Source organism: Thalassomonas actiniarum (assembly GCF_000948975.2).
GTDB classification, from domain to species: Bacteria; Pseudomonadota; Gammaproteobacteria; order Enterobacterales; family Alteromonadaceae; genus Thalassomonas; species Thalassomonas actiniarum.
Genome location: NZ_CP059735.1, coordinates 3,151,376 through 3,164,673 on the forward strand (window position 1 = coordinate 3,151,376; position 13,298 = coordinate 3,164,673).

General features: G+C 49.6%; 12 protein-coding genes. 10 read left to right on the forward strand and 2 right to left on the reverse strand.

What is annotated here, in order from left to right; all coding sequences use genetic code 11:
• The first annotated feature begins 4 nt into the window (after positions 1-4).
• From SG35_RS13765 to SG35_RS13780, 4 genes are all read left to right on the forward strand, one after another.
• The gene (locus SG35_RS13765) at positions 5-916 is read left to right on the forward strand and encodes a 6-carboxytetrahydropterin synthase (protein ID WP_044832775.1); all 912 of its coding nucleotides are present in this window, start codon (positions 5-7) and stop codon (positions 914-916) included.
• On the forward strand, positions 909-1,790 hold the full coding sequence (locus tag SG35_RS13770; protein ID WP_084692728.1) for a M23 family metallopeptidase: 882 nt from the start codon (positions 909-911) through the stop codon (positions 1,788-1,790). The genes SG35_RS13765 and SG35_RS13770 overlap by 8 nt, the downstream gene beginning before the upstream one ends.
• A gap of 36 nt (positions 1,791-1,826) precedes the next feature.
• A complete protein-coding gene (locus tag SG35_RS13775) occupies positions 1,827-2,588 on the forward strand; it encodes a substrate-binding periplasmic protein (protein ID WP_160298292.1) in 762 nt (253 codons plus the stop codon).
• Between the two features lie 66 nt (positions 2,589-2,654).
• Complete coding sequence (locus tag SG35_RS13780) at positions 2,655-3,476, forward strand: alpha/beta fold hydrolase (RefSeq protein WP_084692729.1); 822 nt, start codon at positions 2,655-2,657, stop codon at positions 3,474-3,476.
• Between the two features lie 47 nt (positions 3,477-3,523).
• Here SG35_RS13780 and SG35_RS13785 read toward each other — a convergent pair whose 3' ends face one another.
• Positions 3,524-4,840 carry a CaiB/BaiF CoA transferase family protein gene (locus SG35_RS13785; RefSeq protein ID WP_236702591.1) on the reverse strand — a complete coding sequence of 439 codons (1,317 nt, stop codon included), beginning with the start codon at positions 4,838-4,840 and terminating at the stop codon, positions 3,524-3,526.
• 404 nt (positions 4,841-5,244) lie between these two features.
• Between SG35_RS13785 and SG35_RS13790 the strand changes: the two genes are divergently transcribed.
• Positions 5,245-5,544 (forward strand): hypothetical protein, encoded by a 300-nt coding sequence (locus SG35_RS13790; protein ID WP_044832777.1) that lies wholly within the window; start codon positions 5,245-5,247, stop codon positions 5,542-5,544.
• Positions 5,545-5,927: 383 nt separating this feature from the next.
• Here SG35_RS13790 and SG35_RS13795 read toward each other — a convergent pair whose 3' ends face one another.
• Positions 5,928-6,320 carry a MerR family transcriptional regulator gene (locus tag SG35_RS13795; RefSeq protein WP_044832778.1) on the reverse strand — a complete coding sequence of 131 codons (393 nt, stop codon included), beginning with the start codon at positions 6,318-6,320 and terminating at the stop codon, positions 5,928-5,930.
• Between the two features lie 165 nt (positions 6,321-6,485).
• Between SG35_RS13795 and SG35_RS13800 the strand changes: the two genes are divergently transcribed.
• The 5 genes from SG35_RS13800 (at position 6,486) to SG35_RS13820 (ending at position 12,987) form a co-directional block, all read left to right on the forward strand.
• The gene (locus SG35_RS13800) at positions 6,486-6,773 is read left to right on the forward strand and encodes a hypothetical protein (protein ID WP_152646613.1); all 288 of its coding nucleotides are present in this window, start codon (positions 6,486-6,488) and stop codon (positions 6,771-6,773) included.
• Positions 6,774-6,859: 86 nt separating this feature from the next.
• A complete protein-coding gene (locus tag SG35_RS13805; protein ID WP_053043039.1) occupies positions 6,860-8,242 on the forward strand; it encodes a TolC family protein in 1,383 nt (460 codons plus the stop codon).
• On the forward strand, positions 8,239-9,249 hold the full coding sequence (locus SG35_RS13810) for an efflux RND transporter periplasmic adaptor subunit (protein WP_053043020.1): 1,011 nt from the start codon (positions 8,239-8,241) through the stop codon (positions 9,247-9,249). Before SG35_RS13805 ends, SG35_RS13810 begins: the two co-directional genes overlap by 4 nt.
• Before the next feature lie 17 nt (positions 9,250-9,266).
• Complete coding sequence (locus tag SG35_RS13815; protein WP_044832780.1) at positions 9,267-12,410, forward strand: efflux RND transporter permease subunit; 3,144 nt, start codon at positions 9,267-9,269, stop codon at positions 12,408-12,410.
• A gap of 217 nt (positions 12,411-12,627) precedes the next feature.
• Complete coding sequence (locus tag SG35_RS13820) at positions 12,628-12,987, forward strand: DOPA 4,5-dioxygenase family protein (protein ID WP_044832781.1); 360 nt, start codon at positions 12,628-12,630, stop codon at positions 12,985-12,987.
• Positions 12,988-13,298 lie beyond the last annotated feature (311 nt).

Sequence of the window (13,298 nt, forward strand, 5' to 3'; positions counted from 1 at the left end):
AAAAATGCAATTATTTGTAAACGACTTAACGGTGATCGACTTTTCCTATTTGTGCAAGCACAGGGGCATAGTCGGTGAAAGCTGGATAGTGGATGTCTTGCTCGACGGCGACTTAAACGAGCAAAGCATGGTGCTGGACTTTGCCATTGTCAAAAAACAGATCAAAGCCATCATTGATGATGCAGTAGATCATAAGTTATTGTTACCTAATAAAGAATCAAGGTTACGCGTTACTAATTCTGTTGATAATGACCAGCATGAATACGTGGATTTTGACTCGGATGTCGGCAGTTATTACCTGCAGTCGCCTAAATGCGCCTTTGCCAAAATTGACAGTGAGGCGGTGACGATAGCAGCGGTGACCGCCCATTTGCAAACCATTATTAAGCAGCAATTGCCCGGTAATATCCAGGGATTGACCTTGAACCTGCGTCCGGAAAAAATTGACGGATTTTATTATCACTACACCCATGGCCTGAAAAAACATGACGGCAACTGTCAGCGTATTGCCCATGGCCACAGATCTAAAATCCAGCTTTATAAAAATGACATGCGCTCTATCTCGTTAGAGAAAAACTGGTGTCAGCGCTGGCAGGATATTTACTTGGCCAGTGAGGAAGACAGAAGCAGTTTCGAGCAGATCCAGCTATCGCCTCAGGCGAAAGCAGCGCTGGATAAAGAAACTTCTGCTCAGGATGAAAAGGCGCCCGGTCATCAATATTTTGCCTATCATGCGCCCCAGGGACGTTTTGATATTGCCGTGCCTTCAGGCATTCTTGAAGTGGTTGACTGTGATTCCACCGTGGAATTGCTGGCGGATTATATTGCCCGTCAGCTGAAAAAAAACTCGCCGCAAGATAACTTTAAAGTGGTTGCTTTTGAAGGAGTAGCCAAGGGAGCGATAGCGAATGTCTAAAACACTGCTTTCTTATGTCTGTTTGGGGCTGCTTTTTACCGCGGCTCCTGCAACCGTCGGTGCCCATGGTGAAGGCGATAAAGGTCATAGCAAGGGACATAGCACAGCCCAGAGCGAAGCCCGGCTGGAACTTTTTGGTGAAATTCAACAAGGGGGCCTGGTTGTCGGGAAAACTTCGGCGGCTAATACCGTCAAGCTTGATGATCAAGAGCTGCAACTTTCGCCTGGAGGAGAGTTTGTGTTTGGCTTTGGCCGGGACGACAGTAAAAAATATCGCCTGCAGGTGATTTCACCAAACGGCTCTACCCGGGAGCAATACCTGACCCCCGCCAAACGTGAATATAACATTCAGCGGATTGAAGGTATTAAGAAAAGCATTATGCAGCCAGATCCCAAAGCGGTTGCCCGCTCGAAAAAAGACAATGCGCAAATTGCCCGGGCAAGAAAAACCGCCAGCAGTCTTACCAGCTTTGCCGGCGGTTTTATCCCGCCGATAAAGGGGACGATTACCGGTGTTTACGGTAGTCAGCGGGTTTTTAACGGCGAACCTAAACGTCCGCATTTCGGCCTGGATTATGCCGGAGATGTCGGCGATCCGGTCAAGGCCCCGGCATCGGGCAAAGTGCTGTTATATGTGCCGGATATGTTTTATTCCGGCGGCACTATGATCATAGATCACGGTCAGGGGATCACTTCGACCTTTTTGCATTTAAGCGATGCCTATGTTAAAGCCGGGGATGAGGTCAAGCAGGGCCAGGTAGTGGCGGCCGTCGGTAAAAGCGGGCGGGCAACCGGCCCTCATCTGGACTGGCGCATTAACTGGTTTAATGTTCGTCTGGATCCCGCGTTGGCGTTAAAGGTTCATCCGCTATAATAACGGTAGGGCAGCCGGCAGAGAATGTTTATTGTCATGATAAAATCGTTTTTATTGGTTGCCTTAGTTTTTGTTCCTTTCTATAGCCAGGCCCGGACCTTATCGGCAGGCTGGGAAATCTGGTACCCCTACCAGTATCGTAATAAAACCCAGCAATTACTGGGTGTTGATTTTGATATTTTAAATGCCGTGGCAGAGCGCGCTGGGCTTAGTATCCGTTACAGTGAGATCCCCTGGCGGCGTCTGCTGCAATTTGTCAAAAGCGGTGAAATGGATATTGCCATGGGGGTCTCCTATAACGAGGAGCGGGCACAAAGCGCTTATTATTCTGTGCCGTACCGTCTTGAAGTGATCCGCTTATTTCTGAAAAAGGAACAATCAGCGAAGTTTACCCTTAATTCTCTGACGGATATTACCTTGAGTAATTATATGATAGGTATTGAGGGAGGGTATTATTACGGTGAAGTTTTTGCCGGGCTTATGCAAGATCCTAAGTTCAGTGCCCACTTCAGGGAAGCCGTTGATATCGAAGGCAATGTGCTGATGCTGGTAAAAGGGCAAATTGATGGCTTTCTGGTGGATCCCAATACTATGAAGGCTTTTGGTAAAAGGTATGCCATGGAAGAAGAGTTTGAAGTGCATCCTATGGTTGTCTATCAGAGTGATATTCATTTTATGCTCAGCAAGGCATCGGTATCTGCCGATGAGTTTGCCCGTTTTAATCAGGCATTGATCGAAATGCGTGATAGCGGCCAACTGGCACAGATCCTCAACGCTTGGTCAATTAATACTGATTAATCAACTGTTTATTACCCCGTATTTTTCTCATATAAAATATTATTTTAAATAAAGTAAGGAAAAGTTTTGTCGTATCCTAATTCCGAAAGTGTTCTGGCAAATCATCAGTTTGTTGCTTTTGCCAACGGCGATTTCATCAGTTATCAGTTAATTCCTGTGGCTGCTGCTGATAACAAGCCATATCTGGTGTTTTTACACGAAGGTCTGGGGTGCCAGGCGATGTGGAAAGGGTTTCCCGAGCTGTTGTGCCGGGCCACGGGATGTCCCGGCCTGGTATATGATCGTTTGGGTTACGGCCAGTCATCGCCGTTAACGCAAACACGTACTATCGATTATATGCATGATTATGCCCGCCAAGAACTGCCCCGGGTGTTAGAGGCAGTGATCCCGGGCAAGACCTTTATCTTAATCGGCCATTCCGACGGCGGCAGTATCAGCCTTATCTATGGGGCTGGTCACAAAAACAGGCAAGCACCTTTACTTAAGGGGATTATCACCGAAGCCGCCCATGTGTTTGTCGAGCCGGAAACGATTGCCGGGATAGAAGCCGCCGACCTTGCCTGGCAGGCGGGCAAACTTAAAGGTTTGGCTAAATATCACGGCGATAAGACCGAAAGCCTTTTTAAGGCCTGGGCGGACACCTGGCTGACCAGCTGGTTTAAACACTGGAATATTGAAGCGTTATTGCCTGAAATTACCGTGCCTTTGCTGGCAATCCAGGGAGAAGATGATCAATACGGCTCAACAGCCCAGGTTGATGCCATAGTACAACAGTCGTCCGGCCCGGCAGAGGGCAAAATGATTAAGGATTGTCAGCATACGCCGCATCTGGAAGCACAAGAAGCGGTGTTAAGGCAGATGACAGGTTTTATTAACCGCTTAAGTTAAAAATATAAGCCGGGTGGTTTTAACTCCGGCGTTACATTCAGGCTTTATCAGGAGATAATACCGGCCTCAAACAGCTGATCTATTTGGCTTTGGCTATAACCCAGCTCTTGCGAGAGTAATTGCCGGGTATGCTGGCCCAAATTCGGTGAGGCGCTTTTATACTTTAACGGTGTTTGCGATAGGTTTATCGGTGAGGCGACGGTTTTGATCAAGTCACCGTTTTCATCCGGCACCTGTTTGATCATTTTCCTGTGTTTGATCTGCGGATGATTAACGACCTGTGCCAGGGTATTCACGGCGCCGCAGGGCACCGCGATTTGTTCCAGCTCGTTAACCCACCAGGCGGTAGTGTGCCTGGCAAGTTTTTGCGCAATGATGGGGATAAGTTGCTTACGGTTTAACACCCGGACAGCATTGGTGCTGAACCGGCCAGAATCAGCCAGCTCGGCGCAACCGGCCAGGCGGCAAAATTTCTCAAATTGCTGGTCATTGCCTATTGCCAGGATCAGGTTGCCGTCTTGGGTGGCAAATGTCTGGTAGGGCACGATATTGGGATGGCCGTTGCCCAGTCTTTGCGGGTTTTCACCGGTGGCAAGATAATTCATGCCCTGGTTGGCTAAAATGGCCAGCTGGACATCGAGCAGGGAAATATCTATGTATTGGCCGTGTCCTTTGTTGGTTGAATACCTGGCGAGCAGGGCCGCGAGAATGGCGTTGCAGCTATATAAACCGGTGGCGATATCCACCAGGGCGACCCCTACTTTCATCGGCGCACCGTCCGGCTCTCCGGTCAGGCTCATCAGGCCGCCTTCACCCTGGATCATGGCATCATAACCGGCTTTATGGGCGCTGGGGCCATCCTGGCCAAAGCCCGTGATGGAGCAATAAACCAATTTGGGATTAAGCGCCTTGAGGCTGGCATAATCCAGGCCGTATTGTTTCAAACCGCCGACTTTATAGTTTTCGATCACAACATCCGCCTGCAGGATCAGTGCTTTAAGGAGCTGCTGGCCCTGTGTTGTGGTGATATCGACGGCTATCGATTGCTTATTGCGGTTGGCGCAATGAAAATAAGCGGCATTTGCTGAAGTTTTATTGGCGGCAGGGGTGATAAACGGCGGGCCCCATAAGCGGGTATCATCGCCTTTGCCCGGACGTTCCACCTTGATCACCTGGGCTCCCATATCCGCCAGCATCTGCGAGGCCCAGGGACCGGCTAAAATACGGCTTAAATCGATAACTTTGATGTTATCCAGCGCTCCCGTCATGGGTAAAACCTCTCGTTCATCTTGTTGTACCATAAAGTGATAAATGGATATGGTAATGCAGCTATCAGTAAAGTGGAAATATAATAACCTGATCATCCCGGGAATCTGTGAAAAACCTTATACTGACCATTACTTGCCTGGTTTGATGCGGCCGTACCGATGAACGTAGGTTCTATACATGGGCCATGGGAAATAAAGAGATGGCAAAACAACCGCACAGGAGTGAAAAAAGCTTGAACATGCCGCTGAACGACAAGACGTATCTGAAGGAACCCTGGTTTTGCCGGCCTACCAGGCCCATTGGCACCTGTTGGCTCGTAACTTTTTGACTTTCAGCCGCTCTGAAGAACGGGAAGCATTGTGATAAAATTGTGATACTTTCTGTGATTTTTCGTGACTTCATTTAACCATACTTTGTTTTCATCTTTAGCTTAATGTAGAGAGCCGATATGAAAACATCACTAATTTTATCCACATGTTTAGCGGTTGTTGTCATAGGAATGTCAATACCCACCTCTGTTGCCGGAGAAAACCAGAAAGGAAGGGGCAACGGTCCCGTTATCTTTGTTGAGTCCCAACAATTGTATTTTGATTCCATCGTACTGGCCGATTTGCCGCCGAAAGGGCGTTTCCAGCAATTAATACCGGGTGAAAACGGCTTAAGCACGGAATTTGGTCCCGGAGATGTCGGCCACCTGGGAGGACGCTGGTGGCTTGATTTAAATGATAATGGCGTGATGGACGGGGCTGACAAGTACTTTCTATGTCCTTTGCTTGGCCCGGGAAGAATCACCCCTTAAGGGAAATAAGGTATAAAATTGGCGGTTTGATGACCGCCAATTTTATGAGTTTAAATAACCACGACCGCTAATGTGTGACATTTTGACAAGCTGAGGACGTCAAGGGCTGTATCACAAAGTGTTACGACCAAAAAGAAAACGCAGGCATGACTTTTGATGAAAGCAGGCTTATTGAAAGAAATGCTGTTCATTGGCAGGAGCGCTGCAGCGGTTTAAAGCATGATTTATGTGAGCGACGTTTCTTACCGGAAATATCCCGCTTTGTCCGCCGCCTGTGGTGAAGGAAGAACCTACCCAGCCAGCCGGATAGTTCATTTGAATTCTTGACTGACACCGAAATGGAAGAACAGTATAAACCGCACCCTTGGCTAAAATACGGTTTTTCAATTATCCAGGTGCAGGTTTTTTAAAATCTGGCATTCGCCGACAATATTATTGGGACAGGATGTCGATAAGGCATGCAGCGTCTGTTCAAGCTGGTTCAGCTCTGAGATGGTGCGCCGGACCTTTTCCAGCTGCTGTTCGATCAGCGAGTCCACTTCGCGGCAGGAGGACGTTTTATCCGATTGCACCTGTATCAGGGTTTTAATGTCTTCAAGCGGAATTTTCAGTTCGCGGCAGCGCCTGATAAAGATCAAACGTTCAACATCTGCCTGTTGATATTCCCGGTAGCCGTTGGCATTGCGACAGGCCAGGGGCAACAGGGCGATATCTTCGTAATAACGTATGGTTTTACTGGCTACCTGGGTTAATTTAGCGAGCTGGCTGATTTTCAAAAGTCTTGACCTTACTGTAACTGGAAGGTTTATGATGCAGGGATTAGCAGATGAATTCAAACATTAACGGGTTTTACCTCTTATTTTTTACAACACATGAGTCGCTTAGCCTACCTTTTCCAGCCGTTGATCAAATTTATGCCTTGTATTTGGGGTTATTTGCTGGTGGCTGTTCTTAGCCTACAGTCGGCTTTTGCTGTGATAGACTTCTGCGATTTTGCTGAGAATGTCAGTCAGGTGAAGGCTGAACCGCTGGATATCCCGGGGCAGGAAGCTGCCCATGAAGATTGTGCCGAATGCAATTGCCAGTCTTGTCCTTGCTGTTCAAATGTGACCTTTGCTCTGGTGGCATTGTTTCCGCTATTTGATAGTTTTGAACCCTTTATCTCTGCTTTTGAACCGACACGGTTTGATAGTCCCTATTATTTGTTGCTGCGCCCCCCGAAAATCTGATCCCAGCGGTTTATTTGTTATTTGATATCGAGTGGTTTATTGAAAGAAACCACTATTTTCATTGGATTACGCAGGATAAAACACAGATGTTTTATAGTTTTTATGTGCCTGTTAAAGGTGCAGATTTGCTACGCCCGGCAGCAAAATGTTTAGCGGCTTTTAGTCTATTGCTGCTAAGCGTCTGGGCAAATGCCGAAAACAAGTCACAGGACTTGTCTCAGGGTGAGGTTAAAGAGAGCAGCTTAACCTTGGCCTCGGCCATTAAACGCACACTCAAAGAACACCCGTCCTTAAAGGTGTTTAACTACCGGAAAATCGCCCTGGAAGGGCAGCAACAAACGCAAGCCTTAACGCCGGGTTATGAACTGGGGGTTGAGCTGGAAGACTTTGCCGGAACCGGAAATTTAAGTGGTATTGGCGCTGCCGGTCTCACGGTTTCCTTATCTTCGGTGCTTGAAATGGGAGACAAGCGCTCTGCACGTCTTGGGGTCGTGAATAACCGTACCTTGGTTAATGAAGCCGAGCGACAGCTTGCCTCGTTAAATTTGCTGGGGGAGGTTACCCGCAGGTATATAGCTGTGCTTGGTGCACAGGCGCGCGTGCTTTTGGCCAAAGAAGCCAGAGCGCTGGCACAAGAGGCGCAGGGGGAAGTCGAAAAACGTTTTAACGCCGGTGCAGCCCCCGGGGCAGAAGTTAAACGGGCGAGGGCGGCTGTCGGCAATGCAACCCTGACCGTCTCAGGCGAGCAACAAAAATTTGAGCAGGCCAAACGTGCCTTAGCCATGATGTGGCAGGAAACCGAGCCATCATTTTCCCGGGTACAGGGGCAGCTCTTCAACTTTTCTGCCGATATCGCATTTAGCCGGTTATTCGCCAAAGTGAAACAAAACCCGGCGATTTTGCTATTGGCCGGTGAAGAGCGCTTAAAAGACGCCGAAATACGCTTGGCCCGCACGCAGGCAAAGGCCGATATCAAATGGTCCGTGGGGGTAAAACAAAACCAAGAACTTAATGATACCGCACTTACTGCAGGTTTTAGCCTGCCGTTATTTGCCCCTGAGCGTAACCACGGAGCCTTGGTGTCGGCCCGGGCCGGACGCGAACAGGTGCTTGCCCGAAAAGAAACGGCGCTGCTCAAGCTGCACAATCAACTCTTTCTGGCCTATTCAAGCAGAAAACAGGCGATTGTTACCGCCAAGAGTTTGCAAAACACCATAATACCCACGCTTAAACAAGCACTTGATGAAACCCAAGTCGCCTATCAAAGCGGACGCTACAGCTATCTGGATTATATCACGGCAAGACAAGAATTACTGTTTGCCCGCAGGTCTCTGATTGAAGCCGGTATTGCCGCTTTATCCTATGGTGCGGAGATAGAGCAACTTATCGCTGAGCCGCTGTCTGCCTCTGTAAGCCCGGCCGTATCCGGGCATAGTTTTAAAAACGAATTTCAAGGATTAACACAATGAAGCCTTTTTCCTCCTGTTTATTAATTTTCTTATCTTTGGGGACTCTGGTGACGGCTTTTCCCGAAAAGAGCCATGGAGCAGCTTTCTCCGGTAGCAGTCGGGAGCACTCAGCGCCACATGGCGATGAACATGCCGACGAACACGGTGATGAACATGGCAATGGCCATAAGGACGAACATGGTGATGAGCACGGCGGGCAAGAAGGGCTTGTTGAAATCACCCCCTTGCTTGCACAAAAGGCAGGTATCAAGACAATGCCTGCCGGTAGCGGCGAAATAAAGCAAACCGTCACCGTATACGGAAAAGCTGTTGCTGAGCCCAGTCGGGTCAGCCAGGTAAAGGCGCGTTTTTCGGGCGTTATCACTGAGCTAAAAGTTAATGTCGGCGACAAGGTTGAAGCTGGTGACGTGCTGGCGCAAGTGGAGTCTAACTCCAGCCTGACCCGCTATTCGGTAACTGCGCCGACTTCAGGAATTGTGGTAACGCGTAACGCGAATCCGGGAGAGTTGGCCGATGGTCAAGTGCTGTTGACCCTGGCTGACTACAGCCGTTTATGGGTTGAATACCAAATTTTTCCCGGGCAGGCGCAAGCTGTTATATCAGGGCAAGCGGTCACGGTTTCGTCCGGGTTCGAGCAAGCAGAGTCTGCCATAAAACACCTGTTACCAGGCCAGTCAAACCAAGACTTCTTGATTGCCAGAGTGCCCCTGGACAACCGCAAGGGGATTTGGTCACCGGGTTTGCTGCTCTCAGGTTCAATTGTTTTAAGTCAAATCGAAGTGCCGCTTGTGGTGGCTAACCGGGCTCTCCAGGAAGTCGAGGGGCAACAGGTGGTTTTTGTCAGGACAGAGAAAGGCTTTCAAACCCGCACCCTGGTATTGGGACAAAGCGACGGCATTTCTAGCCAGGTACTTTCAGGGCTGAATGCAGGCGAGCACTATGTTGTTGAAAACAGCTATTTGCTTAAGGCCGATCTGGAAAAATCCAGCGCCGAACATCACCACTAGGGCGAGGAAACAGAAAAATGATCGAATCACTATTGCGCCTGTCGATTGCAAGGCGCTGGCTTATGATTTCCCTGGCGTTGATGTTAACCGCCCTTGGCTATTGGAGTTATCAAAAACTGCCGATAGATGCCGTGCCGGATGTCACCAATGTCCAGGTACAAATTAATACCCGGGCGCCGGGATATTCGCCGCTGGAAACCGAGCAGCGCATCACTTACCCGGTGGAAACAGCCTTAACCGGCATAGCTAACCTGGCTTATACCCGCTCTTTGTCCCGTTATGGCTTGTCCCAGGTAACGGTTGTGTTTGAAGAAGGCACGGATCTCTATTTTGCCCGCAGCCTGATTAACGAGCGTTTAAATGCCATCAAAGGCAAGTTACCTGCTGATTTGACCCCGCAGATGGGGCCGGTTTCTACCGGCTTGGGGGAAATTTTTATGTACACCATAGAAGCAGGCGCTGAGGCAGTTCAGGCAGACGGTCGTCCCTATGACGCTACGGCTTTGCGGGAAATCCAGGACTGGATTATAAAACCTCAGCTGGCGCTGGTGCCCGGGGTCACGGAAATCAATACTATAGGGGGCTTTGACAAAGAATATCACATCACGCCATCGCCGAGAAAAATGTTGGCCTTTGGCATTTCTTTTGAAGATATCACCAAAGCGCTGAAAAGCAATAACAGCAATCGCGGCGCCGGTTATATTGAAGGCAACGGGCAACAACTCACGGTACGCTCTCCCGGGCAGCTAAAAACCATCTCAGACATAGAGCAAGTGGTGGTTAAAAACATCAGGCAAGTTCCGGTGAAAATCAGCGATGTTGCAGAGGTGGCGATAGGTAAAGCCCTGCGCACCGGGGCTGCAACCCGGGATGGCCGGGAAACCGTACTGGGCAGTGCCATGATGTTAACCGGTGAAAATTCAAGAGCGGTGTCTTTAGCCGTGGCGGCTAAGTTGGAACAAGTGAAAGCTTCTTTGCCCGAGGGTATTAAAGTGCAAGCCGTTTACGACAGAACCGACTTAGTGGATAAGGCGGTCTATACGGTGCAAAAGAACCTGCTTGAAGGCGCCTTGCTGGTTATTGCGGTACTCTTCCTGCTGCTGGGCAATGTCCGGGCAGCGCTGATCACGGCGGCGGTGATCCCTTTGGCTATGCTTGCCACCATCACAGGTATGGTGCGGGCGGGCATATCCGCCAACCTGATGAGTTTAGGCGCGCTGGATTTTGGCTTGATTGTCGACGGCGCGGTGATCATCGTAGAAAATGCTACCAGGAGACTGGCCCAGGCACAGCATATGGGCGGAAAACTGGGACGAAAAGAGCGTTTGCATGTGGTGTTTAGTGCAACCAATGAAGTGATCAGGCCGAGTTTGTTTGGCGTGATTATTATTACCCTGGTATATATCCCGCTCTTTAGCCTGACCGGGGTTGAAGGGAAAATGTTCCATCCGATGGCGGCTACTGTGGTGATGGCCCTGTTATCGGCACTGGTGCTTTCGTTAACCCTGGTGCCCGCCGCCGTTGCCTTGTTTATGACCGGGAAAATCAGCGAAAAAGAAAGCCGGGTGATCATTGCCGCCAAGTTGCTCTATCAGCCGCTGCTGATGGCGGCGATGAAGCTGCGTTATCTGGTATTGACAGCCGCTGTCGCTTTTGTCGCCTTTTCAATTTACCTGGCAACCACTCTGGGATCTGAATTTATTCCTAAGCTTAATGAGGAAGATATACTGCTGCAGGCAATCCGTATCCCGGGCACCTCCCTGGAGCAGGCGGTAGAGATGCAAAAGGCGCTGGAAGACGGCATTAAGCATTTCCCGCAGGTGAAAAATGTTTTTTCAAAAATCGGTACGCCGCAAGTGGCCAACGATCCTATGCCGCCGAATATTGCCGATACCTTTATTATGTTAAAACCCCGCCAGATGTGGCCGGACCCTGAGATGAGCTACCAGGCACTGGCGGCAGAAATTGTTGAAGCGGTTGAAGGGCAGCCGGGCAATAATTTTGAGTTAACCCAGCCGATTGAAATGCGCTTTAATGAGCTGATTTCCGGGGTCAGGGCAGACCTTGGTATTAAGGTTATCGGTGATGATCTTGAGCAACTGTTGACCTCCGCCAATGCCATCAGGGAAGTGATTGAAAAAATTGACGGCGCCAGCGATATCCAGGTGGAACAAGTCACGGGTTTGCCTATGTTGTCGATAGTGCCTAAACGGCAACAACTTGCCCGCTATGGCCTGAATGTCTCCCGGTTGCAGGACCTGGTTGCCACGGCCATCGGCGGTGAAGGAGCCGGGGTTATTTTTGAGGGGGATCGCCGTTTTAAGTTGGTGGTGAGATTGCCTGAAGCGCTGCGCCGGGATGTGCTGCGCCTTAAAGACCTGCCGGTGCCACTGCCGGGGGCGAATCCTTTGGCGGGCAGCATGGCTGGCTATGTCCCTTTATCGGAAGTAGCCGAGATAGAGATAGCGCCTGCGCCGAATCAGATCAGCCGGGAAAATGGTAAAAGGCGTATCGTGGTAACCGCCAATGTCAGGGGGCGGGATCTCGGCTCTTTTGTCGCCGAGGCAAAAAGCCGTATTCAGCAGGAGGTCAAGATCCCTGCCGGTTACTGGCTAGCCTACGGCGGCAGTTTTGAACAGCTGCAATCCGCCAGCAATCGCCTGTCGATCCTGGTGCCGCTGACCCTGGTACTGATACTCGGGCTGCTGGTGATGGCGTTTGCTTCGATCAAGGATGCTTTGATCATTTTCACCGGTGTTCCTTTTGCCCTTACCGGCGGTGTTATTTCGCTATGGCTCAGGGATATGCCGTTATCTATCTCTGCCGGGGTCGGCTTTATCGCCTTGTCCGGGGTTGCGGTGTTAAATGGCTTAGTGATGCTGGCCTTTATTCGCGATCTTTGCAAAGAACGAAGCGACTTGCTCTCCGCCATTATTGATGGTGCCATGATCAGGCTGCGCCCGGTACTGATGACGGCCCTGGTGGCGGGTCTGGGTTTTGTGCCTATGGCGCTTAATATCGGTACCGGCGCCGAAGTACAGCGTCCGCTTGCCACGGTTGTGATCGGCGGTATTATCTCGTCGACCTTGTTAACCTTACTGGTGCTGCCGGTGTTATACCGCATCGCCCATGAAAGGTCTTTTAACAAGGCAAACGCCTGATCCCGGTTTGGCTATAAAAGCCGCTTAAAATCTTGAGCGGCTTTTCCCGGCAGAGTATATTTTCGCTTGGCTGAATCGAGTTTTTCATTTTGGCTTCTAAAGGGGAGCAAGGCATGGTTTAATCCCATGCTGCCTTAGCGATATGAAGGTAGCAACTTGGGGAAAATGCCCGATGAGTGTAACAGCAAATAAAGATAGTACCGATTGAGAGCTTAATATGAACAACCCTAAACGCCCAGTGAATATCCACCAGGCTTATCATGCCCATGTCTATTTTGAGCAAGAGACCTTACATCAGGCAATTCGTTTATGTGAACAGGCAAGTAAACGTTTTGCCCTGAAAATTGGCCGGGTGAACCAAAAACCTGTTGGTCCGCATCCCAAGTGGAGCTGTCAAATCAGTTTTAATGATAAAGACTTTGATGCGCTTATTCCCTGGTTGGATGCAAACCGCCAGCAGTTAACTGTACTGGTTCATGCCGTAACCGGTGACGATCTCAGGGATCATACGGAATATGTCTATTGGCTGGGGGAGAGTATAGCGCTGGATTTATCCTGTTTTCAAGATCCGGCTTGAAGCGGCTATCTGTTTTGGCTATTGATTGCCTGTTTTAGCATTCGGGTAGAACTAGCTTAGTTTAACCCATAAAACTTAGCGTTTAAGTGTTAGTGTGAAGAAGTTTTGTGGCCGTTTTATCTGTCGGCTATAGCAGCGCAGAGAATTTTCCCCTGCGCCATAAATGGTATTATCTTGCTGAATCACCTGGAAAACCGGCAGTGTGTAAAGGCAATGAACTGCTATGGCCAGTTTTTTTGCGGCGGCGCAGGGCCATTGGCTCTGATGCTTTCCTGATAGAGCTAATCCCCGGCCATCAAGGCTGTACGGCG

Bases quoted from the DNA above. Each gene is read 5' to 3' on its own strand.
- SG35_RS13765 (WP_044832775.1), top strand. From the start codon at position 5: ATGCAATTATTTGTAAACGACTTAACGGTGATCGACTTTTCCTATTTG.
- SG35_RS13770 (WP_084692728.1), top strand. From the start codon at position 909: ATGTCTAAAACACTGCTTTCTTATGTCTGTTTGGGGCTGCTTTTTACC.
- SG35_RS13775 (WP_160298292.1), top strand. From the start codon at position 1,827: ATGATAAAATCGTTTTTATTGGTTGCCTTAGTTTTTGTTCCTTTCTAT.
- SG35_RS13785 (WP_236702591.1), bottom strand. From the start codon at position 4,840: ATGATCAGGTTATTATATTTCCACTTTACTGATAGCTGCATTACCATA.
- SG35_RS13790 (WP_044832777.1), top strand. From the start codon at position 5,245: ATGTCAATACCCACCTCTGTTGCCGGAGAAAACCAGAAAGGAAGGGGC.
- SG35_RS13805 (WP_053043039.1), top strand. From the start codon at position 6,860: ATGTTTTATAGTTTTTATGTGCCTGTTAAAGGTGCAGATTTGCTACGC.
- SG35_RS13810 (WP_053043020.1), top strand. From the start codon at position 8,239: ATGAAGCCTTTTTCCTCCTGTTTATTAATTTTCTTATCTTTGGGGACT.
- SG35_RS13815 (WP_044832780.1), top strand. From the start codon at position 9,267: ATGATCGAATCACTATTGCGCCTGTCGATTGCAAGGCGCTGGCTTATG.
- SG35_RS13820 (WP_044832781.1), top strand. From the start codon at position 12,628: ATGAACAACCCTAAACGCCCAGTGAATATCCACCAGGCTTATCATGCC.